The organism is Blautia sp. AF26-2 (assembly GCF_003460955.1).
Lineage (GTDB): Bacteria > Bacillota > Clostridia > Lachnospirales > Lachnospiraceae > Fusicatenibacter > Fusicatenibacter saccharivorans.
The window spans coordinates 122,776-143,153 of sequence record NZ_QTWD01000003.1 but is presented as its reverse complement, the minus strand read 5'-3'; the positions used below and the strand labels follow the sequence as shown (position 1 = coordinate 143,153).

At 33.2% G+C, this 20,378-nt stretch carries 19 protein-coding genes; 16 read left to right on the top strand and 3 right to left on the bottom strand.

Annotation, left to right across the window (positions count from 1 at the left end; genetic code table 11):
- The first annotated feature begins 36 nt into the window (after nucleotides 1-36).
- From DWY63_RS05880 to DWY63_RS17860, 8 genes are all read left to right on the top strand, one after another.
- A complete protein-coding gene (locus DWY63_RS05880; RefSeq protein ID WP_117801588.1) occupies nucleotides 37-4,737 on the top strand; it encodes a DUF3849 domain-containing protein in 4,701 nt (1,566 codons plus the stop codon).
- Nucleotides 4,734-4,967, top strand: coding sequence for a transposon-transfer assisting family protein (locus tag DWY63_RS05875; protein WP_005421654.1), 234 nt, complete (start codon nucleotides 4,734-4,736; stop codon nucleotides 4,965-4,967). The genes DWY63_RS05880 and DWY63_RS05875 overlap by 4 nt, the downstream gene beginning before the upstream one ends.
- Nucleotides 4,964-5,815, top strand: coding sequence for a YodL domain-containing protein (locus tag DWY63_RS05870; protein ID WP_117801587.1), 852 nt, complete (start codon nucleotides 4,964-4,966; stop codon nucleotides 5,813-5,815). The genes DWY63_RS05875 and DWY63_RS05870 overlap by 4 nt, the downstream gene beginning before the upstream one ends.
- A gap of 296 nt (nucleotides 5,816-6,111) precedes the next feature.
- Nucleotides 6,112-6,642, top strand: a complete 531-nt coding sequence (locus DWY63_RS05865; protein ID WP_117801586.1) for a hypothetical protein — start codon at nucleotides 6,112-6,114, stop codon at nucleotides 6,640-6,642.
- Between the two features lie 69 nt (nucleotides 6,643-6,711).
- A complete protein-coding gene (locus DWY63_RS05860) occupies nucleotides 6,712-7,503 on the top strand; it encodes a conjugal transfer protein TraX (protein ID WP_015543470.1) in 792 nt (263 codons plus the stop codon).
- Nucleotides 7,504-7,616: 113 nt separating this feature from the next.
- On the top strand, nucleotides 7,617-8,096 hold the full coding sequence (locus DWY63_RS05855; protein WP_117801585.1) for an RNA polymerase sigma factor: 480 nt from the start codon (nucleotides 7,617-7,619) through the stop codon (nucleotides 8,094-8,096).
- A complete protein-coding gene (locus tag DWY63_RS05850; protein WP_117801584.1) occupies nucleotides 8,089-8,694 on the top strand; it encodes a hypothetical protein in 606 nt (201 codons plus the stop codon). The genes DWY63_RS05855 and DWY63_RS05850 overlap by 8 nt, the downstream gene beginning before the upstream one ends.
- A gap of 51 nt (nucleotides 8,695-8,745) precedes the next feature.
- Nucleotides 8,746-9,108, top strand: coding sequence for a hypothetical protein (locus DWY63_RS17860; protein ID WP_117963932.1), 363 nt, complete (start codon nucleotides 8,746-8,748; stop codon nucleotides 9,106-9,108).
- 141 nt (nucleotides 9,109-9,249) lie between these two features.
- On the opposite strand, the gene DWY63_RS05845 is transcribed toward DWY63_RS17860, so the two are convergent.
- The 3 genes from DWY63_RS05845 to DWY63_RS05835 form a co-directional block, all read right to left on the bottom strand.
- Nucleotides 9,250-9,867, bottom strand: coding sequence for a PBECR4 domain-containing protein (locus DWY63_RS05845; RefSeq protein ID WP_015543473.1), 618 nt, complete (start codon nucleotides 9,865-9,867; stop codon nucleotides 9,250-9,252).
- Between the two features lie 307 nt (nucleotides 9,868-10,174).
- Nucleotides 10,175-11,842 carry a relaxase/mobilization nuclease domain-containing protein gene (locus DWY63_RS05840; RefSeq protein ID WP_117801583.1) on the bottom strand — a complete coding sequence of 556 codons (1,668 nt, stop codon included), beginning with the start codon at nucleotides 11,840-11,842 and terminating at the stop codon, nucleotides 10,175-10,177.
- 1 nt (nucleotide 11,843) lies between these two features.
- Complete coding sequence (locus DWY63_RS05835) at nucleotides 11,844-12,251, bottom strand: plasmid mobilization protein (protein ID WP_117801582.1); 408 nt, start codon at nucleotides 12,249-12,251, stop codon at nucleotides 11,844-11,846.
- A 372-nt stretch (nucleotides 12,252-12,623) separates the two neighbouring features.
- Between DWY63_RS05835 and DWY63_RS05830 the strand changes: the two genes are divergently transcribed.
- The 8 genes from DWY63_RS05830 (at nucleotide 12,624) to DWY63_RS05795 (ending at nucleotide 20,221) form a co-directional block, all read left to right on the top strand.
- Nucleotides 12,624-13,364: a sugar phosphate nucleotidyltransferase gene (locus DWY63_RS05830; protein ID WP_117801581.1), complete on the top strand. Its 741-nt coding sequence runs from the start codon at nucleotides 12,624-12,626 to the stop codon at nucleotides 13,362-13,364.
- On the top strand, nucleotides 13,354-14,655 hold the full coding sequence (locus DWY63_RS05825) for a glycosyltransferase (protein WP_117801580.1): 1,302 nt from the start codon (nucleotides 13,354-13,356) through the stop codon (nucleotides 14,653-14,655). The genes DWY63_RS05830 and DWY63_RS05825 overlap by 11 nt, the downstream gene beginning before the upstream one ends.
- 113 nt (nucleotides 14,656-14,768) lie before the next feature.
- Nucleotides 14,769-15,830 carry a radical SAM protein gene (locus DWY63_RS05820; protein ID WP_158568332.1) on the top strand — a complete coding sequence of 354 codons (1,062 nt, stop codon included), beginning with the start codon at nucleotides 14,769-14,771 and terminating at the stop codon, nucleotides 15,828-15,830.
- The gene (locus DWY63_RS05815; RefSeq protein ID WP_117801578.1) at nucleotides 15,820-16,863 is read left to right on the top strand and encodes a radical SAM protein; all 1,044 of its coding nucleotides are present in this window, start codon (nucleotides 15,820-15,822) and stop codon (nucleotides 16,861-16,863) included. The genes DWY63_RS05820 and DWY63_RS05815 overlap by 11 nt, the downstream gene beginning before the upstream one ends.
- Nucleotides 16,853-17,323 (top strand): hypothetical protein, encoded by a 471-nt coding sequence (locus tag DWY63_RS05810; protein ID WP_117801577.1) that lies wholly within the window; start codon nucleotides 16,853-16,855, stop codon nucleotides 17,321-17,323. Before DWY63_RS05815 ends, DWY63_RS05810 begins: the two co-directional genes overlap by 11 nt.
- Nucleotides 17,324-17,361: 38 nt before the next feature.
- Entirely contained in the window at nucleotides 17,362-18,186 is an 825-nt protein-coding gene (locus DWY63_RS05805; protein ID WP_158568331.1) for a PqqD family protein, read from the top strand.
- A gap of 76 nt (nucleotides 18,187-18,262) precedes the next feature.
- Nucleotides 18,263-18,445 (top strand): hypothetical protein, encoded by a 183-nt coding sequence (locus tag DWY63_RS05800; protein ID WP_117801575.1) that lies wholly within the window; start codon nucleotides 18,263-18,265, stop codon nucleotides 18,443-18,445.
- A 138-nt stretch (nucleotides 18,446-18,583) separates the two neighbouring features.
- Nucleotides 18,584-20,221: an ATP-binding cassette domain-containing protein gene (locus DWY63_RS05795; protein WP_117801574.1), complete on the top strand. Its 1,638-nt coding sequence runs from the start codon at nucleotides 18,584-18,586 to the stop codon at nucleotides 20,219-20,221.
- Nucleotides 20,222-20,378: the final 157 nt, after the last annotated feature.

Genomic DNA, 20,378 nt, shown 5'->3' with positions numbered 1-20,378 from the left:
GAGCTTTGGCGGGATTTTTCTATGGAGGATTTGATTATGGCAAACAGAGAAGAACAGTTAAAGCAGATTACAGAGCAGTTGGAACAGGGTGTTGCAGAAATATTCACATCAGAAAAATATACGGAATATCTGAACACAATGGCAAAGTTCCATAATTACAGTTTCAATAATACTCTGCTAATCACCATGCAGAAACCGGAAGCGACACTGGTAGCCGGGTATCAGGCATGGCAAAAGAAATTTAACCGGCAGGTAAAAAGAGGAGAAAAAGGCATCCAGATCATTGCCCCGGCTCCGTATAAAGAGAAACAGGAGATTGAGAAAACAGATCCGGAAACAGGCGAGATTGTGATCAGGGAAGATGGACAGCCGGAAACAGAAGTGGTAGAGCGTGTCATTACAAAATTTCGGGTTACGACAGTATTTGATGTCAGCCAGACCACAGGAGAACCAATTCCAGAGTTTGAGGTATCAGAACTGGAGGGGGATGTTCTGATTTACCATGATTTTATGGAAGCACTGAAAACGGTTGCCCCAGTTCCCATCAGTTTTATTGAAATTGATGGGGAAGCGAAAGGCTTTTATCAGATTGTAGATAAATATATTGCTGTTCAGCCTGGTATGAGTGAGGCACAGACCATGAAAACTGCGGTGCATGAAACCGCACATGCAGTATTGCATGATCGTGACCAGATGGAAGCAGAGGGTGTCGTAAAAGACCAGCTTACAAAAGAAGTGGAGGCAGAAAGTGTTGCTTATGTGGTATGTAATCATTTTGGACTGGACACATCGGAGTATTCCTTTTCCTATATTGCAAGCTGGTCTTCTGGTAAAAATATGAAAGAGCTTCGTGCTTCCATGGACACCATTCGTAAGACTTCTGCTGATATGATCGGACAGATTGAGGAAAAACTCAAAGAATTTCAGATAGAAATACCGGAGCAGGCAGAAGAATTGAGTGCCATGCAGTATGCGGAGCAGACCATCAACCGTCTGGAACAGGAACGGACGATTTTCAGCAATGACCAGAGAAACCTTATCGTGAATTTTGCTTATAAACTGGATAATAGGGAAGCAACGGAAAAACTGTCAGAGAGCCTTGCAGAGTCTATTCTGGATGGAAACAGAGAAGAAGTATTAAAACTGCTTGGAGAAGCGGAGGAGCAGATTGAGAGTCTGCCGGATTCGCTGATCGGCTTATCCGAACTGCATGAAGCTGGATTTTATTCGGAAAGTATGCTTCCGCTTACTAGGGAACGGGCAGTGGAACTGCACCATGAGGGAGTAACGGTTTACGGGCTGACCGGCGCAGTTGACGTTCAGGAGCAGTCGCAAAGAGTTATGAATTTGGAACGGGATATTTTACAGCATGACGGGTTATTCGGAGTGACGAAATTTGAATGGGAAAATTATCGGAGAAGTCAGGAGACGGTTATGACACCGGAAGAAAAGGCAAAAATCAAAGAAACACTTCTTTTAGAGAGTGATGGAAACCGTTATGGTATTTATCAGATCAACAGTGGCCAGGAAGAAAGAGGGTATCAGTTTTTTAGTCTGGAAGCGGCAAAAGAAATGGGATTTACTGTAGATGGCAAAGACTATCAGATGGTTTACAGTGAAAGATTGAGAGATGCTACGACGCTGGACAATCTTTTTGAGCGTTTTAATATAGAACGACCAAACGATTTTACCGGACATTCCATGTCAGTCAGTGATGTGATCATTATGAACCGGGGCGGCAGATTAACCGCATACTATGTAGATTCTTTTGGATTTACAGAACTGCCGGACTTTGTGGCACAGAGAGTCGAGATGTTAAATGCCAATCCTGTAAAAGCGTATCCGGAAGTTTATATGGGAACTTTGGAAAAGGCTATGCAGGAGAGAAATGTAGATGCTTATCTGGATTCCAGAAAACTGAATATTGATTGTAAAAATGCAATCGAACAGGCAATCGCAGAGGGATTCGACGGTATGCGTTTAAATCCAGATGCGGCAGTAAGCGTGGTTGAAAAATATGGGGAAGAACGGGTTGCTTTTGTTCTGGCAAATACATTGAAACAGCTTTCCTATGATGGAAGATTTTCTGATGGTAATAAACGTTGGGCAGATGGCATTGATATTCCGGAAAACATCAGCCGGGGAATGGATCTAAACAGGGACTATATTGTGGGCAGTCATCCTGCAGTCCTGAATGGTTTCATTGATATGGCAAGAAAAGAAATCCGTACCCGGAAACTGGAAGAGGTGCTTGGTGTGAAAAATCAGCATATCACTGAAACTACAAGAGGATATGAAGCAGACGGACATACAGGCACCTGGTATGCAATGGATATGAAAACGTATCATGGGGAGCGATTCTTCCAGATGCGGAATGAGGAATACGGTCAGGACGTGGCAGATATTATCGTATCGGAAAATGGAACACTGGTGGCAGAGGACATCTGGGATGGATTTGATGAAGGAGCCAGGGAAGCTATTTCAGAATATCTGGAAGAAAATGGTGCAACGGTATATGACCTGATGGAGCTTCCAGACCAGGCAACAGTTATCTTAGCAGACGGAACAGTTATGAAAATCATGGAACAGCAGCCAATCAGTACGGATACATGGGAGCCGACACTGACCGGACAGAATCTGCATGGGGAAGAACAGAAATTCAGTTTTTTCGAGATTCATAAAGTCAGAGAAAATAATGGTATTGATCTGAAAATGCCAGAAAATCATTATATTGACAAATATTATGTGATCGAAGATCTGGCAGCAAAAGGTGGAATGAAGATTGAGCGATATAAGGATCTTGGGGCTGCCCTTGGAGCATATTACTCTCTGCCTAATCATAAAATGAAAGCTCTTGGAATTGAAAATACGGCACCGCTGCGAGGCAGTCTTGATTTTATCCAGTGCAAGAATGGAATAGATACGCTGATCTATGATTGTCAGAAAGTGGAGGGATGGCTGAATCCGCAGATATACAATACTTTTAAAGAGATAGGCAACAGTCTGGAAGTGCATGATACAGAGATAGCATACCAGATTGGAGTTCAGTATTTTACAATCCAGACAGCAGAAGATGGTTACGATTATACATTTTATGATAAGGACTATCTGGAACTGGATGGTGGTGTCTACGATAATCCGGATATTTCTATTTCAGAAGCAATGGAGAACATTTTAGAGGAAGAAGGATTGCCCCTGGAAGATGCAAATGTGATGGATTATGAAGAACTGTATGCAGAAATTGAATATGCAGAAGAAGAGAGAATGGAGAAGATACAGTTTGAACGTAATTGTCCAAAGGCTTTTTTTGATGGTTATGACAGGGAAGCGGCATTAAAAAATTATGAGGGAATAACCGTACAATTTAAAATGTCTGGTATGTATTTGACAGTGCAACCGACTGAGGAAGGCTATAAATACCTGGTTTATGATCAGAAACTTCATGAAATTTCAGAAGATGCCTGTGGAAATCCAGAAGATTCTATTCAGAAAGCAATGTATGTCAGTCTGAAAAATGAAGGCTTGGAAGATGTTGAATGTGTAAAAGCTGATGACAGGGAGTTTCGGGATAAGGTAATCAATCATTCTAAAGAAGTGCTGGCTAGTGGAGATGTTCGATTCACTTCGGAACTTGGCAGATGTGAAACAGCATTGAATGGAATGGGCAGGGCAGAAATTGAATATGAAGTTTTATTTCATGCAAGAGCTGTTCTGGAAGAAATGGGACTGGAAAATGAAGTTACATTGATTGGGGCGAGAGTACATGGTTCCAGAAGCAGAGATGACCTGTATCGTGCAGATTCTGATCTTGATGTGGTGCTTTCTTATCGGGGAAATATTCGGGAGGATAGTTTTTTTAACGAATTGAATTCCTATGGTATGGCAATAGCAGGTATTAAAGTAGATATTAACCCAATCACAGAAGAAAGAATTACTCTGGCAGAGTATATAAAGGAATCGGAAATCTATCTTGACCAGCAGGAAATCAAGAAACTCGCAGTGGACTTGGATAATTTTAGTTATGAATATGATACTTATGAATACAAGGATACCGTTGAAAATAGGGAAGAACAGGTTGAAAAACTCGCAGAGGATATTTTGAACAAGGATACAGCAGGTTTAAAAGACTGGCTGACTGAGGTGTCGGAAGAATCGGATATAGACAGTGATGTAGTCACTGCCCGGTCATTACTTTCACGTCTGGAAAATGCAGAAGCATTCTCTGTTTTTACCAGGCAACCAGAGCAGAAACAGCCAGAAGCTACGATTACTTTTTATGTTGCGGAGTGTATGGAATTTCCTGTTATGGGTGAGTATCATGAGAATCTTACCCTGGAAGAAGCCCTACGCATTTATGAAACAATTCCTGCAGATCGCATGAATGGAATAAAAGGTATTGGGTTTGAACTGCATGATGGAAGTGATTATGACGGATCGTATGATCTTATGCGACTGGGAAAAGTTGACCGGGAAGATGTGGATATGATTCAGCATTATAAGGAAAGTCCATTAGTACAAAAAGCAATGGATGATGTGGAAAAATATTTTGCCCAAAAGCAGGAGCTTACGAAAATAGAGGAGAAGACTATACAAAAAGAAAACGTTCCGCAACCAAAGAGCAGAAAAGAATCCGTTCTTCAGGCACTCAGAGAGCGTCAGGCGAAAATAAAAGAGCAGGGGCAGAATACGTCGAAAGAAAAATCCAAGGCACATAAGAAGGGAGATGTAACATTATGATGGTAAGGTTTGAGGAAGATGAATATATAGCAGTGGCAATTTTTGATGCAGGAAACCGGATTCAGACAATGGAAGCGATGGATGAGATTTTTTCCTACCTGGACGAAGATATGAAACTGCTGATTTTTACAACGATTCAGAAGCTCTACTATCTTAGCGATGAGGGATATGAAGAATTGCAGAAAACGGTAGAAATTTATAAAGCAGATCTGGAGGTGGATGGAGAATGAGTACAAGTCAGTTTGCAGTTTATCAGCTAAAAAAGAAACCGGAATTGAGAAATCTTCTTTTCCGAACCTATGAGGAACTTGCAAAGGATCAGATTCCTGTGCAGATGGAAAATTATGAGCAGGTGTATCTGGGAACAATGAAGCCGGGAGAAACACCGGAGCAGATAAAAAAGGAGTTGGGGAAGAAACAGCCACACAATTATAAAGGTCATGCAGTCAGTACCAGTGATGTGCTGATCCTTAATGATAAGGGTGTTATGACCACTTACTATGTAAACAAAGATACCTTTATAGAAATTTCTGATTTTATGAAAGTCACATCTTCAGAAGGCGGTGGACTTACAAAAGATACAGTGGGATATGAAATAGCTGGAAAAGACGGAACATGGGAAGTAATAGATTATCTGCTGGTAGAAGGCAAGAATTATTTCCTTATGGAACATGAGCAGTATGGGAAAGATGTTGCGTATGTAGTCTTAGATCAGAAAGGGAATGTACTTGTAGACGGTACTTACAATGGATTTGATGATGTAGTAAAACAGAAGATTCTTGATTCTCTGTATCCACCAGTGCAGGAGCAGGCAGAAGGCTATAAACCGAAACTGGATAACTGGCAAAAGTACATGGAGAATGGGGAATACCTGCGAAGTGCGGAAATCACAGAGGAAGCAAATTACAATATGATTGATGGACTTAAAAATAATGCAGCACCAAAAGATAAAAAGAATCGTCCAAAAGAATCTGTCCTTGCAAAACTGAATGAGAAAAAGGAAGAAATTGCAAGACGTAGTGGACAGAAAGATATGCAGCAGGTAATGGAAGAAGATATAGAACGCAAGAAAAGATAGGTTCTTTTATTAATGGATTTGAATTATAGATTCGAAGTCTTATATTTAGGTTGATGAAAGATTGTTATGTAGGTAGTCTTTCCTGCACTTTTTAATTTAGCTAATACTTTGTGTTTTCAGAAAATATTATTTTTTTATCAAAATTTGTAAATTAATGTCACTATTATGGGCGGGTATTCGTATTATGATTAAAAGAGAAAACAAAGGGGGTGAATCCAATGGGAAAGATATTCGGAAGTCGGAGCAAAAAAGATAATATTTCTAATAAGGGAGGAATTACATGAAAAAACAAAAGAATGAGTTTTAAACGTTTATTATTCACATTTATGGTTATGGTATGCCTTTGTGTTCCGTCGTCGATTGTTTTTGCACAAACAGATAAAGAGATGACTCAAGAAGCGGATAAAGGTGTTCCGGAAGTGCGTTTTACAGGCGATGTTAACGGACATGAAGAATTTAAATTTGTACCTGTTGCCAGAACAACTCAAGAACCAACATCAAAATGGTCTTGGAGTGATGGAAAATATTATGTAGATGGTAGTAGTAATTATTCAACATTATATACAAATTATTATTTTACGAGCGTTAAAGGTAAAAAATTTAGTTTTTCTGCAGGCTCAAGTAATAAAGTAAAGGTTGATTTGGTACATAAAGGAACTATTGTTCAAACGGTTGTAAGTAGTTGGACAATTAGTGCGGGTGGTAGTAAATCACATACGATTACAGCTGATGATCTTGGCGGATACAGCAATAGTGATAAATTTTATTTTCGTTTTAATAGCAGCCCTATAGGTAACCGTTATTCTATTTCAGGTTATTTTGGCTAATGTTTTGTAAAAGCCCTTCTATGCAATTGATAGAAGGGCTTTTACACTTTTGAATTTATAGGGGGATTTATGGAAAGGATTAAGAACAATATATTTTTTAATTTAAGTAATACAATGCTTAAAATAATAGGATTAGTATGTATGACCATTGATCATTTGTATTTATATGTATTTGCAAACACTACGATAAATGTTAGTATTTTTAGAATTGTGGGTCGAATTGCAGCACCGTTATTTCTTTTTGCTGTGATACAGGCTATGCGGTATTCATCAGATAAAAAAAGTTATATTTTCAGATTGTATAAATATCATATATGTATTTGCATTCTTGAAATTGTTTTATCGTATTTATTACATTCGGAAATCTCATTTAATGTAATTCCAGAATGGCTTTTTACAGCAATTTATATTTATTTGATTGATATGATTATAAAGAAAGAACATATTATAAGGCATATAGTTTTAATGCTTATACCTATTTTGGTAGGGATAGGAAGTCTTATAATAGGGCCTAGTTGTTCAGTAATAAATGTATTTTTACCTAATATTTTTACGATTCAGTATTCTCCATTTTTTCTGATCTTAGGAATTGGATGGTATTATATGAAAAAAAAGAAAAATCAGATTGTAGCATTGATTTTCTTTTCAGTATTTGTATTAATAGGTTCTTATATTGTAAGTGCATCTCAGTATTGGGTTTACCCAGGGTTGTTTAATTATACCCAGGCATGGATGGTTCTTGCAGCACCATTTATTGCATTATATAATAATCGCAAAGGGAAAAATTTGAAAAAATTTTTTTATATATATTATCCAACACATATTTGTATTTTTTTATTGCTTGGGAGATTTGTACATTAAACAATATTTGATGAGTGCAAATTAAAAGGTGAAAAAATACTATATAAAGTTGTCACCTTTTGGAATTCTGAAACGTTTTACTGTAAAGGGACTAAAGTTGGGAGGTGAGAGGCATGATTGAAACATCTTCAGTTGAGGAGATATTTCAGAAATATGGAGAAATGATGTATAAACTATGTATTGTAATGCTTAAAAAAACGTATGATGCAGAAGACACGGTGCAAGATGCATTGATAAAATATATGCTAAAAAAGCCTCTCTTTGAAACCTATGAACACGAAAAGGCATGGTTAATTAGAGTTACAATAAATCTTTGCAAAGATAAATTGCGTTTTTATAAACAACATCCACATATAAATATTGAAACAATTAAGACTACATATCCTGAGGATAGTATAGATAGTCAGATATTTGATGTCCTTTTAGAATTACCATCTAAATATAAGACGGTGCTTTTTTTATATTATGTAGAAGGATATAAATGTTTTGAAATAAGTAAGATTTTGAAAATTACAGAATCGACTGTGAAAAAGCGTTTGGAACGGGGACGAAATCTATTAAAAAAAAATTTGGGAGTGAATGAGTGTGGATAAAAATATAATTAAAAAGGCTGTGACAGGAATCGAATTTACGGAAGAATCGAAGCAGAGAATATTTGAGGGATTTGAAAGAAAAAAAACTCTGAAAAAAATTTTTTATATGAAAAGAATTACAGTTGGAGTAATTGTAACAGCTATGTTATTTTTATGCGTGTTCATGAATATTATGTTAAAAAACAAAATGACAATTACTGTTTATGCAATGACACAGGATGGAAATGTGAAAAGTTCCGTTTTAATTCCGGAGCATAAAGAAACATTAAAATTGATGGAAACACCGGTAGGAAATGGTTATATTTTTCAAATAGATATACCAGAAAATTATATGTATGATTGCAAATCATTAGGAAAAGAAAGCAATATTTTTACGATTTACCAGAATGAAAAAAATATATACTGGATTCCTGAGAAAAATATGCTTGGTCAAATCTATAGTAATGAAAATGAGAAGTTAGCAAATAATACTCCAGATTATGTAGACGAATGTGAATTTGAAATAGTAGTTTATGATGAAAGTAAAGAAATTTCATATAGTGAAATTATAAAATTTGAATTAATAAATGAAGAATGTATTGTTATGTTAAAGAAGTAAACTGCTGTTGGAAATATCCTATTAATACTTTAGAAAGAGAGCTGATTGGTTATGAGAAGAAAAACAAAAGTGTTATTTATGGCATTAAGTATGTGTTGCATGTTGCTTATAAATTCGTCATATGTAATGGCAGCAAATCCCGATAATAACTTTTCAAAAATGGAAGAAAAAGTTGATGGGAAAATATATAATGAAAAAGGAGATGTACTGAATTTATCTTATATTGAATTTAAAAGTAATTGCACGCATGCTTCTGGTAATCGTGTAACTGATACTGTATGGCAGCATAGACATACCGGATCAAGATGTGATGTATATAAAGCAAATGCAACATGGTGTAAAAAATGTAATACTATTTTAAAATATAATAGTGCTTGGGTGTATTCATATACACATTACGGATGTAACAAATAAATATTTACGGATATTTCCTAGTGGAGAAAATAGAATAATATTATTTATATAGAAAAAAGAACTTTAGAAAGATGGTGCATAGCACCATCTTTTCATGTATTACAGAAAAATATAAAAACTTAAGTACCTTACAGATATATGCTACTCTGGTTTGGTGAGATAGTCATATTCTTTCGGAAAGGTAATGGTATCCCAGTCGATTTTTTTGGCCTTATAAACTAATTCCTGATAAGGGGAAGCTGAATTTTTTCGACGATATGTAGCGATTACCTGCTGTGAAATTTTGGTAACTGTGCGAATATCTGTATTCAGTACTGTATTTGGCACATATTCAGCACGATGAGTTTTTACAAAACCAAGGCAGGCTTTTACGCCACCAGCTAATTTTTCTGTATATAATTTTGGATTGCATCCGTTAAAATCTCCAACCATTTTAGCTGATATATTTTTAAGCATAAGTTGTGGAAGAATTTCAAGTTTTAACTGAGTAGTTCCATCAGATGCGAAGGAAAAATCTTCAGGACTTAATTTATGGTTTAAACAGCGCTTGTAAAAATCAGTAGCAGTAGTGCCATCAATTAATTTAATGCCTGTAAGGTGAAGAAAATTATATGGATAAAAACTTACTTCCAGAGAAGAAATATGTTTATGCTTGTCTTTTAAAATAAATAAGAGCTGATAGCCATTGAGATTTTCTTCGTATTTGGCAGCACAATCTATAATGATAGAAATGGCCTGCTGTTTGTTGTATTTTGTCATATTATGACCTCTGCAATATGTATAAAATATTTAAAGGGAGATTACAATACCGTAGCATTGTGCATCTCCCTTATAGACTGATTTTTCTGTTGTCCGCCAACACTCCAGCCCATATGTCTGGCTTTGCTTTCAGGTTTTTCTGTTGCCTGCCAACTCTCCGATTCATGTTCGGCTTTCGTTTCGGATTTTAGGTGTCAGCCACACCAACAGGATGTCGCCTGTTTTCCTACTTGTAGTATATGCGATAAAATGAATTTAGTCAACGGATAAAATGAAAAATAATTTGAAAATTTTTTCATTGAGATTTTTAGCGGAAGTAGGAATGCTCTTGTGAGGTTTCATGTAGAGTTTCTTGGATATGCGGGTGCCTAAGAATAATATTTACATTAGAGCATACTGTACGAAGTTCCCGTTCATATTCCCGTCGGGTGTTAAACTTATCCCGCTGTACTGTCTGCAATTCTGTTAAACGATTCTTTTCTTCACGCAACATTTTCAGAGTAGGGAGTTTTTTGCCCTGTGCTTTTTCTTTGAGTATTCGGAGAGCAGACTCATAAAGGGTGAGTTCTGCCCGGTGATCTTCATAAAATTTTTCTTTATTTCGACTTTTTCGGTAATCGAAATAGATGGATTTATTGGCAAGGTACTGTCCGGTGTAATGAATCTGTTCATTTATACTTTTTAAAGAGTCATCTGTGGATTTCAGAGTATTTCTGGCATCAGTGCTTTGGGCAGAGGCATTGGAAAGGGCAGTATCTAAATCTTCCTTGCTCTGGAAACCATGTTCCTGTATATAGGCAACTGTCTGAGCCATCATCTTAAGATTAGACAGCTTTACTTTTTGTGCGTATGCCTGACTTTGCTGTGCCTTAATACAGTGCTGCAAATCTGTTACAAGTCGTAAATCAGATTTTATAAAAAGGAAAGAGTGTGTAGTTTCGTCAGTTTGGACAGAAGCTGACGATTTTGACTGTTCTGAAAAGTCTGTGACTGGTCTTGGCCTGTCAGTAGAATGTGACTTTTCTGCGTGTTGCCTGTTGGAGTTCTCCTGGAATACCAGCAGAAGATAATTCTCTTCATAAAGCGTTCCGAGATTTCTTCCTGTGATGTATTTTTGACGATCAGGATGGAGGTAGCTGTATCTGCCACGACTGACTTTGAATGTAATATTATATTTTTCAGACAGCAATCTGGAAAATTCTTCTTGTGATGTTGCTTGTGAAGCAACCGTATCAATTGCATCACGAAGATATTGCTTTTCCGTTTGAAATGTTGTCTGTCTTGGAGTAAGTCCTTTCTTTTTCAGTTCTGCATTGTGTTCATCGAGCTTTTTTTGACATCTGCGTTTTGCCCAGTATTCTTTTTCGGATATTTTTCTTTCAGCAGGTGTCAGAAGATCTACCTGGTTTAGTCCATTGGAATGACATATATCCATAACTTTTTGTTTTAAGTAAATTCGGTATCTGTCAGAAAGATGATGTTTATATCCAGCTTTTGAATCCCGGTCAAATTCCATATAGGGCTGTGGCTCTGTATTATATTTTCGCACACTGTTGATTACAATATGCACATGAATATTTCCGCTGCCGTTATGACCATCAGTGTGGGTGCAAACAAGAGCCTGGTGTCCGGGAAAACTCTCTCTGGCATATTCCACGCCAACTTTCTGTGCCTGCTCTCCGGTCAGACCATGTTCTTCCTGATCTTTAGGATCAAAGCTGATGATGTAGTGATGCGACTTAATATCATTAAAAGATTGATTTTTATGAAAGAAAGCGTTAGTTTCCCGGCATTCCACATCAAATGTAAACGGATCACAGTTTATACCATCCAGATAATATTCTTCACGAAGAAGCATATTCCCATTATCATCAAGAATTGGTTTTTGCGTATATTCATCATGTTGGAAAATCAGATAGCGTTCAGCTTCTCCATAGTCGGTATTCTTGCTTGCAATATGTTTCAGGATTGCCATATTAGTTTTCTCCTGTGTTATTTCTATTATTTGCATTGACAGTGGTAAAATCTCCAGCCAGTTTTATTACTTCGTATTTTAATTTATAAATTTCAGCAATGCTCTTTTTGATTTCGTTGCGCATTTCTTGGGAATGGAGTCCACCAGTATTAAAGTAACGAGCTATCTGGTTCAGATTGCTACCAATCTTTCCAAATTCAGCAATTAATTTTTTCAACTCCGGCAGATCTGCCACAATTTCATATTTCACAATTGCTTTTTTATTTGTTATCTGTTTACGGACATACTCTGCTAACGGGAGGCTTGCTGCTTTTGCGTTTTCTGCAATTATTTCATATTCAGTATTGGTGAGACGGAGCATGATATGACGAGTATGTCGTAAGTTTTTATCTTTCTTTGGTCGTGCCATTTTATAGTTCCTTTCAAAATAAAGATATTTCTATATATAAAGCCGATTTAAAAATATCAGGCGGTAACACAATAAAAATATTTATGGATTTTTCGTGATAGATATGATCACGATGCGACTGTTTTTTTACAGGAGCCAAGTATGCATATTAGTGAAAATATATTATCTGAGGGTATGGGGAGCAGAATCCCCATCAAGATTGCCGGAAAATCGAAAGTCACGAAGTGAGTTTTGAGTTACTCAGGCGAAACTTGCTCTTAATTTGTTACAGTAAAAGTACAGATTATTACAGTTATTTATTTTATATAAATTTTGTCTGTTAAAATAAATATGTAAATAAGAAATAGGGTAGGATTTTATAGAGGAAGAAAAATGAAAGCAGTAATACCAGCAGCTGGAGAAGGAAAAAGATTTAATAAGGATTCTACTTATATGCATAAATGTCTTGTACCAATTAATGGTAAAGCTTTATTGCTATACACTTTGGAAAACCTTACAAATATAAAAGAAATAACGGAATGTATAGTTATTATTGGAGAGAATCATGAAAAGATTATAGATACTATTGGAACAAAAGTTAATGATACGCCGATTTTGTTTTGTAAACAAAAACAATCTGTAAAAGGAGTTGTCGGTGCAATAGAAAGTGCAGTGGAAGAGATTGGCAATGATGATTTTATCTTGGTGTTAGCAGATGAATTTGTATATGAAAATAATTATGCAGAGGCGATTGAAAAATTTAAAACAAGTACTAACGAATGTATGGTTGGATTATACTATGAGAAGCACTTGGAATATGTAAAAAAAAATTATACATTTATAAAGTCTCCAGATGGTTTTCTGTATAATTTTATAGAAAAACCTCAGATTGTTTATAATAATTGCAGTGGAACCGGTAATATTATATTTAAAAATACAGTGTTAGGTGCTATTAAGAAAGTTAAAGAAAATAAAGAGCGACATGAAAAAGAATTAGTTGACTTATTAAATTTAATTTGTGCTACGGGGAAAATACAATCTTTTGTTGTGGGAAATTATTATTGTAATGTAAATAATATGAACGATTACTTGCGAATAATTGAGTTTTTAGAAGGTGAAAGAAATGAAAAATAACACTATTTTCTTTTTAACGATTCCGTTATACGGGCATGTATTTCCTGTGCTTGATGTAATAAATAAAGTTGGAAAAGAGGGATATAATACATATTGCTTTGTAAATGATTTTTTTGCAGAGTACATTAAGAATGATAATGTGAGTGTTATTTGCTATCCAGAAAAAGTAATTGCTAATTTTAATACAAAAAGTAGTAATTTACTTGAAGATGAACATATTTCTTATTATCACTTAAATTATACAAGTAATAATATAGAATGGAGTGCTATTTCTTCAAAATACTTATATGAATATATGTATGATTATATGATGAAGTATGTGAAAAAATATAATCCTCAAGTAATAATATATGATTCATTGGCAAAATGGGGCGGTCTGTTAGCAAAAAAATTTAATATACACAGTATTGCAATAGAAGTAGCGACAGATATTGAAGAAGCAAATTGTTTTTATGAAAAATTTTATAATGAGGTGGTTCTTGAAGAAATTAGATTGGATGAGGAACAGGGGAAAATAAAGAAAAATGAACTTTTAGAAATAAATAATTGGAATGAATTTTTAGAATACTATGACAAAGTGCAAATGTATGTCTATAGAAAATTTAAGACATTAATGAATTTTAATGAAAGAAAAATATTACCAGACAAACTATTTGTATACAGTACTAGAAATTTGTATGAATCATATTCAAATCATATGAAAAATGTTGAATTTTGTGGATACGATAGTAATATTTTGTCTCAGCTAGATTTAAAAGAGAAGTCGGGTGCTTATGTGACTAGGGGAACATCTATAGACTATTATTCCCAAAATATATTAAGAAATATTTTAAGTGAAATAAAAAGTATGGAGATAAATATAGATATAACTGTTGGTAATGATAAGAAGGTAATGGAAAGATTAAGCGCAGAGTATGAACATGTAAGAAACATACATTTTTATAATTTTGTGGATCAATGGAAAATGTTAGCAAATCATGAAATATTTATATCACATGGGGGATTGTCTGGAGTACGGGAGGCTATCTTATGTGAAACACCGATGATTGTATATCCGTCAAATTATCATGATTATCAAGTGGGATTAGCTATCGAAAGAAATAATATAGGGATTATGATTAAGGATAGAAAATTGTCACATGGTAATACATGTGAAGTGAAAAATGCAATATATAAGATATTATCAACAGATCGGTATACAAAAAAAATAAAAGAAGTTAAAGAGGAATTTACTGATTTATACAAGAAAGATAAAATAATTAGTTATTTGAATGAAATAAGAATTAATTAATAAAAAAGAAAAAAATGAGTGAATTGCAGAAATGCACTTCATCTCTAAGAGTATAGCATACAGACCTTGGAGATGATCTATAAATACTACTATATTATATGAGGAGGAATAACATGACAAATTTTTTTGCAGCCGGAATTGATGTAACAAATAAGTGCACATTAAGATGTCTACATTGTTTTAATTCTAGTGGAGGTTTAAAAAACCAGAGAATGGATGAAATGAGTGATGAGGAATTAGAAAGAATGGCATATGATGTAATTGATTGTAGGCCAGTTTCTATATGTATGTGTGGAGGAGAACCACTTTTAAGAAAGGAAAGTATTTATAAGATTGCAAATTATTCAAAGAACACTTGTGTTGATGTGAATATGGTAACAAATGGAGAGTTAATGACTAAAGAAATTGCAAAAAAGCTTTGGCAGTCAGGAATATCTAGTATACAAGTTAGTTTAGACGGTAGCACAGAAGAAGTGGTGGACTGGTTACGAAACAAAAAAGGAGCATATAAAAATGCAATAAATGCAATAAAATATCTGGATGATACAAGACAGGAATTGGGTATAAATAGAAAAATATCCGTATCATTTATTCCGCATAAAAAAAATTTTGAGCAGTTAGAAGAAGTTATATATTTGTGTGAAACTCTCAATGTTGACTCGTTTAGAGCACAACCCTTAATGCTATTAGGGCGTGCAATGGATAATTTAAATACATACAAATTGAACTACAAGGAATACCAAATAGTGGCTCAAAAAATAAGTAAAAAAAATAGTGAAAACCAGTCTATGGGTAAAAAAATGGATTTGATATGGGGAGATCCAATTGATCATTTGTTAAATGATGATATAGATCACGGAAAATTTACACAAATTAGTGCAAATGGAGATATATTAATTTCTGCTTATATACCAATTGCTATTGGAAATATTAAAAAACATAAATTTAGTGAATATGTAAACAAAAATTGGGAGGAAGTTTGGAATCATAGATTATTTGCGTATTTAAGAAATAAGATGGTTTCACCTGAAAAAATGAATTTAGGTGGCATAGAAGGAATGCCGGAATTGGGATATGGAAAAATTTTATTTGATATTTTGGAACCTGAATGGAGTCAAGAAATGGACAAGTTTTATTTGAAATTGATAAGTGAAGAGAGGAAAAATGAGAGGTAGTGATATAAATATAGATATAACAAGAAAATGTACACTAAAATGCAGACATTGCTATAATCACAGTGGAGAAATGAACAATGATGAGTTAGCATCAGATGAATTATTTCGCATAATGAATGATTTAGCTTCTACTAGACCTGATAATTTTTGTATTTGTGGAGGGGAACCTTTATTAAAAAAAGAAATAATTTTTCGATTTATTGATCACCAAAAAAAAATAAATAGCGAAATGAATATTGGAATGGTAACAAATGGAGAACTGTTAACGGAATCTATTGGTGAAAAATTAATTTATTACGGATTAAATAATATTCAATTTAGTATAGATGGAGCTACAGAGAATTCACATGATTGGTTGCGTAATAAAAAAGGTTTATTTGAAAATTTATTACATACAATTATGCAATTTAATATTCTTAGAAGAAAAGCTAAATCAGATATTAAAATTTCAGCAGTATGTTGTCTTAATAAAAGAAATTACGAAGAATTGCCAAAGATAATTGAATTATGTACGCGTTTGGGCATTGATATCTTACGTGTACAACCTTTAATGAAGATGGGAAGAGCTAAAGAAGGGTTAGATGCGTATAGTTTAAGTAAAAATGAGTATATACAAGCCGCTAATTATTTGTTGGTTAACCGATATAAAAATATTCAAAAAGACGGAATTTCTATTGAATGGTGTGATTCATTAGAACATTTATTTATGGAACAACTAGATTTTATCCAGGTTAATGAAAAAGGTGAACTTTTGTTAAGTCCATATATTCCAATTATAATTGGGGATTTAAAAAAACATAGTATTTCAGAATATTTAAAGAAAAACTATGGAGAATTATGGAATCATCAATTAATAAGAACTTTTAGAAAAAATATAGGTTCTGCTAATGAAATAATACTAGGAAAAGATTTTCCAGCAGAAGTAGGAATGAATTACATGAAATTTGATGTATTTAGTGAAGAAAATATGGAACAAATAAATAAATGTTATGCAGAGCTAATTAAGAGCTATGGAGGTCAAAATGTATTGTGAAATTTTAAGTGATAAAGTTATTGATATTTCAATGTTTATAAAAGAAAAATGTGTTAGTGAAAATTGTAATTATATATATAGTGTGGATTTTAATTCTAATGAATATAGTTCACGTTGGTTAAGAAAACGTTTTTTTGATCATGAATTGGTTGCATTTGCAGACATTCAAAACGATGAGATTAAGGATATGATTTTAATTGAAAAGAAACAGTGCGAAGACTTGAGCTATTGCAATCTTCTAATTTTTCCGTGGAATAAAAAAACATTATTAAATTATGCTATAGCTGAAATCTATAAAGAAAATCATCAACTAACGAAGTTAAAATTAGTTATAGTGAAGCGGGACTTAAATAAATGTAATATTGAAGAGTTAGGCTTTGAACTGGAATTGTGTATTAGAAGATTCAATAATAGTTGTAGAGATATTGTATCATATGCATATATGATACAGGAATGTTAAAAATATGGGATGATGAAAGTTACGGAATGGAGAGAAATATGAATAGAATTACATCAGAAGTAATGAGAAATTCAAGACCAATCAAAATGGATGAGAATATGCGTAATATTAAAGTAGAAGGAGATAATAGTTTTTCTTTTGTTTCAACATTTTTTAGTGTTTTAGGCAGGATAATGATTAATAAAGCTGCTTTTAATATTCTGGAATACTGTGACGGAGACAATAGTGTGCAAGATATTTGTCATCTGTTAAACACAAAGTACGATATAGATGAAGACATAATTTATAAAGACGTTGATAAAACATTACAGCTATTTTGGAGATTAAAGGTTATTAAAATGACAGGAGAAAATTATTTGCTTGACAGGTTTGTCTACATATCTGACAAACTTAAAATTAAATATTTGCAGTATGAAGAGCTATTAGATCTTGTTTCTAATATAGATAGTTTAAAAGATTCATTGGTTATTGCAGAGGAAGGATTAGGCTTATTAAATAATGAGAATATTCTTAAATTAGTTTGGAGTAGTGGAATTATCAGCGGATTTTCTATGGAAGATAATAATGGAAATGTTGCGAAGATAATAATTCAACCTAATATTAAATATAAAATATTTGAGATTATATACATAGAGGATGAAGATAAGTTACCGGAGAGATGGACAAATATTTTAATAAGTTTCATGAAAAAATTATATCGAGAAACTCTTGAAGCTAAAACATTAGTAGAAGATGGAGAAAAAGTTGTTTTGATATATAAAGCATTTAATAAAGTGGTATTAGATTCTTCATTTAAAGCAATCGGAATACTGAAAAAGGAGTATCAACAAAAAGATGTTTATGTTTATTCCTCTGAACAATAAAAATAAAACATTTTTGATTTAAAAATTATTGAAATATTATAATTTTTAAATAAAAATATTAGAAAGGAGGCTACATATGGAAGATTACGAAAGACCTGAGATCAAAGTAGAAAACTTATCAGGCGATGGACCGTCTACACATTCGGCTGCAATAGGACCTGTAATGGTTGCAGGAGCTGTATATTTAGTGGTTGCCGTGTTTGGTGGAGCTTTTGTGTATTTAACTGCCACATGGAACAATGATTGGGCTTCTGGCTAAAGAAAATTGATTTCAGACATTAAGCAAAGGCGCCTTTTCATTATTTTATATATAGGGAAGGCGTCTTTGATTTTTATTAATAAAGGATTGCTGAGCGTATAGAAAAACAACAATTATTAATTAATAGTGGTGAAAAATATGGAAAATATATCTGATATAAAAAATAATTTATCTTCTTTTTGTGCAAGTATAATAAGATGTAATTTAAAGGGATTTATCTTGATATTATTATTTAGTACCATTATATCAAGTATAGGACTTGCTAATACATATTTGATGTCTCAAATTTTAGATGTTTTATCTCAGGGTGCGACAAAACATATGGTAGTTAATTTTATTATTATTTTTATTATTGTACAATCAGTTAAGGCATTAGTTACATATATATTTCAATATATAGTCATGAAATATAATATGAAGATTTCTAATTCATTAGTAAAAATGATTGTAAACCGCTTACACGGGGTGAAAATTTTAAGTGTGAAAAAATATGATAGCGTCTATTTAGCAGAACGACTTGATTCGGATACAATGTTGATAACTAATTTTGTGATTTCATCGCTTCCCAGTATTTGTATGAATATAATTATTTTATTATTGGTGTTCAATTTAGTCGTGCTGATAGAGTTAAAGTATGGGATAATCTTAGCTTGTATTTGTGGATTGTATATTTTACTGTATTTATTATTTAAAAATGGTTTATATATAAAGATGCTAAATTACAGAAATGCAAAATCTAGATATTTACAGTCTATTAATGAGCAAATAGCATTTATAGATTATGTACAAATTCATGTTATATATAGAGCATTCTTAAAAAGATTAGAGAAATATTATGATGTATTTTATAAAAAGGGGATTTTATTACAGAAAAATAGCAATTTGTATGTTCTTGTTCAAAGTGTTATATATTTAGTAGGATTTAGTTTGGTGATTTATTTTGCAGGAACTGATTTAGCAAATGGTAGGATAACAGTTGGGCAATTTACTATAATATTTACATATATGGGGATAGCTCTCAGTAATACAAATCTGATATTGACCTTTGGGCAAACATATCAAAACACAAAAACTTCATACAATAGAATAAAAGAATTATATCAATTAGAACTGAGAGAAGATGGTTTATTAAAAAAAGAAACAGTTAACTTTATTGAAGCAAAGGATATTTCTTATATTTTTGAAAATGGAAATGGATTAAATAAAATTTCAGCTGATTTTCAAAAAGGTAAAAGATATCTTATTTGTGGATCAAATGGTGCAGGAAAAACAACATTTATTAATATTTTAATAAGACAGTATAAAAGTCTTTCTGGAGACATATTCATTGATAATATCAATATAAAAAAAATTAATTATGAACAATTACGTTTAAACTGTTTTTCTGTAATGAATCAAGAACAGAAGTTTCCTTCTGTATCTGTAGTTGAGTATATAAACCTATCAAATAATACAGAGTATTCTACTCGTGAAATAATTGATAGATTAATTATGAAAGATATGTACAATATAGCTATGGATATACACGAGGTGTTAGAAAAGGAGACTCAAAATATCAATATGCTGTCTGGTGGTGAAAAACAAAAAGTGGAATTGGTAAAGACTATATTAAAAGATGCGGATGTATATTTTTTTGATGAACCAACAGCACATTTGGATCAAGAGTCTCGAGATGAATATTATCAGTATTTAAAAAAACAAAAAGATAAAATTATTGTTGTAGTTTCACATAATAGTCAAGAGAGGCAATATTTTGATGTTATATATGAAGTATGAGTTTCCAATTTGACAAATTTAATATTTACAAAAATGTTTGAATTATCGATAAAAAGATGGTATATTGAAATAAAAATGAGTTTTATACTGGATAAAATTGAAAGCTTTATTTGTTCTTGGAGGAAGAAGTTAAGAAAAGTGCTATTAGAAAAGTATT

Coding starts and splice junctions, on each gene's coding strand:
- DWY63_RS05880 (WP_117801588.1), top strand. CDS start 37: ATGGCAAACAGAGAAGAACAGTTAAAGCAGATTACAGAGCAGTTGGAA.
- DWY63_RS05875 (WP_005421654.1), top strand. CDS start 4,734: ATGATGGTAAGGTTTGAGGAAGATGAATATATAGCAGTGGCAATTTTT.
- DWY63_RS05870 (WP_117801587.1), top strand. CDS start 4,964: ATGAGTACAAGTCAGTTTGCAGTTTATCAGCTAAAAAAGAAACCGGAA.
- DWY63_RS05865 (WP_117801586.1), top strand. CDS start 6,112: ATGAGTTTTAAACGTTTATTATTCACATTTATGGTTATGGTATGCCTT.
- DWY63_RS05860 (WP_015543470.1), top strand. CDS start 6,712: ATGGAAAGGATTAAGAACAATATATTTTTTAATTTAAGTAATACAATG.
- DWY63_RS05855 (WP_117801585.1), top strand. CDS start 7,617: ATGATTGAAACATCTTCAGTTGAGGAGATATTTCAGAAATATGGAGAA.
- DWY63_RS17860 (WP_117963932.1), top strand. CDS start 8,746: ATGAGAAGAAAAACAAAAGTGTTATTTATGGCATTAAGTATGTGTTGC.
- DWY63_RS05845 (WP_015543473.1), bottom strand. CDS start 9,867: ATGACAAAATACAACAAACAGCAGGCCATTTCTATCATTATAGATTGT.
- DWY63_RS05840 (WP_117801583.1), bottom strand. CDS start 11,842: ATGGCAATCCTGAAACATATTGCAAGCAAGAATACCGACTATGGAGAA.
- DWY63_RS05835 (WP_117801582.1), bottom strand. CDS start 12,251: ATGGCACGACCAAAGAAAGATAAAAACTTACGACATACTCGTCATATC.
- DWY63_RS05830 (WP_117801581.1), top strand. CDS start 12,624: ATGAAAGCAGTAATACCAGCAGCTGGAGAAGGAAAAAGATTTAATAAG.
- DWY63_RS05825 (WP_117801580.1), top strand. CDS start 13,354: ATGAAAAATAACACTATTTTCTTTTTAACGATTCCGTTATACGGGCAT.
- DWY63_RS05820 (WP_158568332.1), top strand. CDS start 14,769: ATGACAAATTTTTTTGCAGCCGGAATTGATGTAACAAATAAGTGCACA.
- DWY63_RS05815 (WP_117801578.1), top strand. CDS start 15,820: ATGAGAGGTAGTGATATAAATATAGATATAACAAGAAAATGTACACTA.
- DWY63_RS05810 (WP_117801577.1), top strand. CDS start 16,853: ATGTATTGTGAAATTTTAAGTGATAAAGTTATTGATATTTCAATGTTT.
- DWY63_RS05805 (WP_158568331.1), top strand. CDS start 17,362: ATGAATAGAATTACATCAGAAGTAATGAGAAATTCAAGACCAATCAAA.
- DWY63_RS05800 (WP_117801575.1), top strand. CDS start 18,263: ATGGAAGATTACGAAAGACCTGAGATCAAAGTAGAAAACTTATCAGGC.
- DWY63_RS05795 (WP_117801574.1), top strand. CDS start 18,584: ATGGAAAATATATCTGATATAAAAAATAATTTATCTTCTTTTTGTGCA.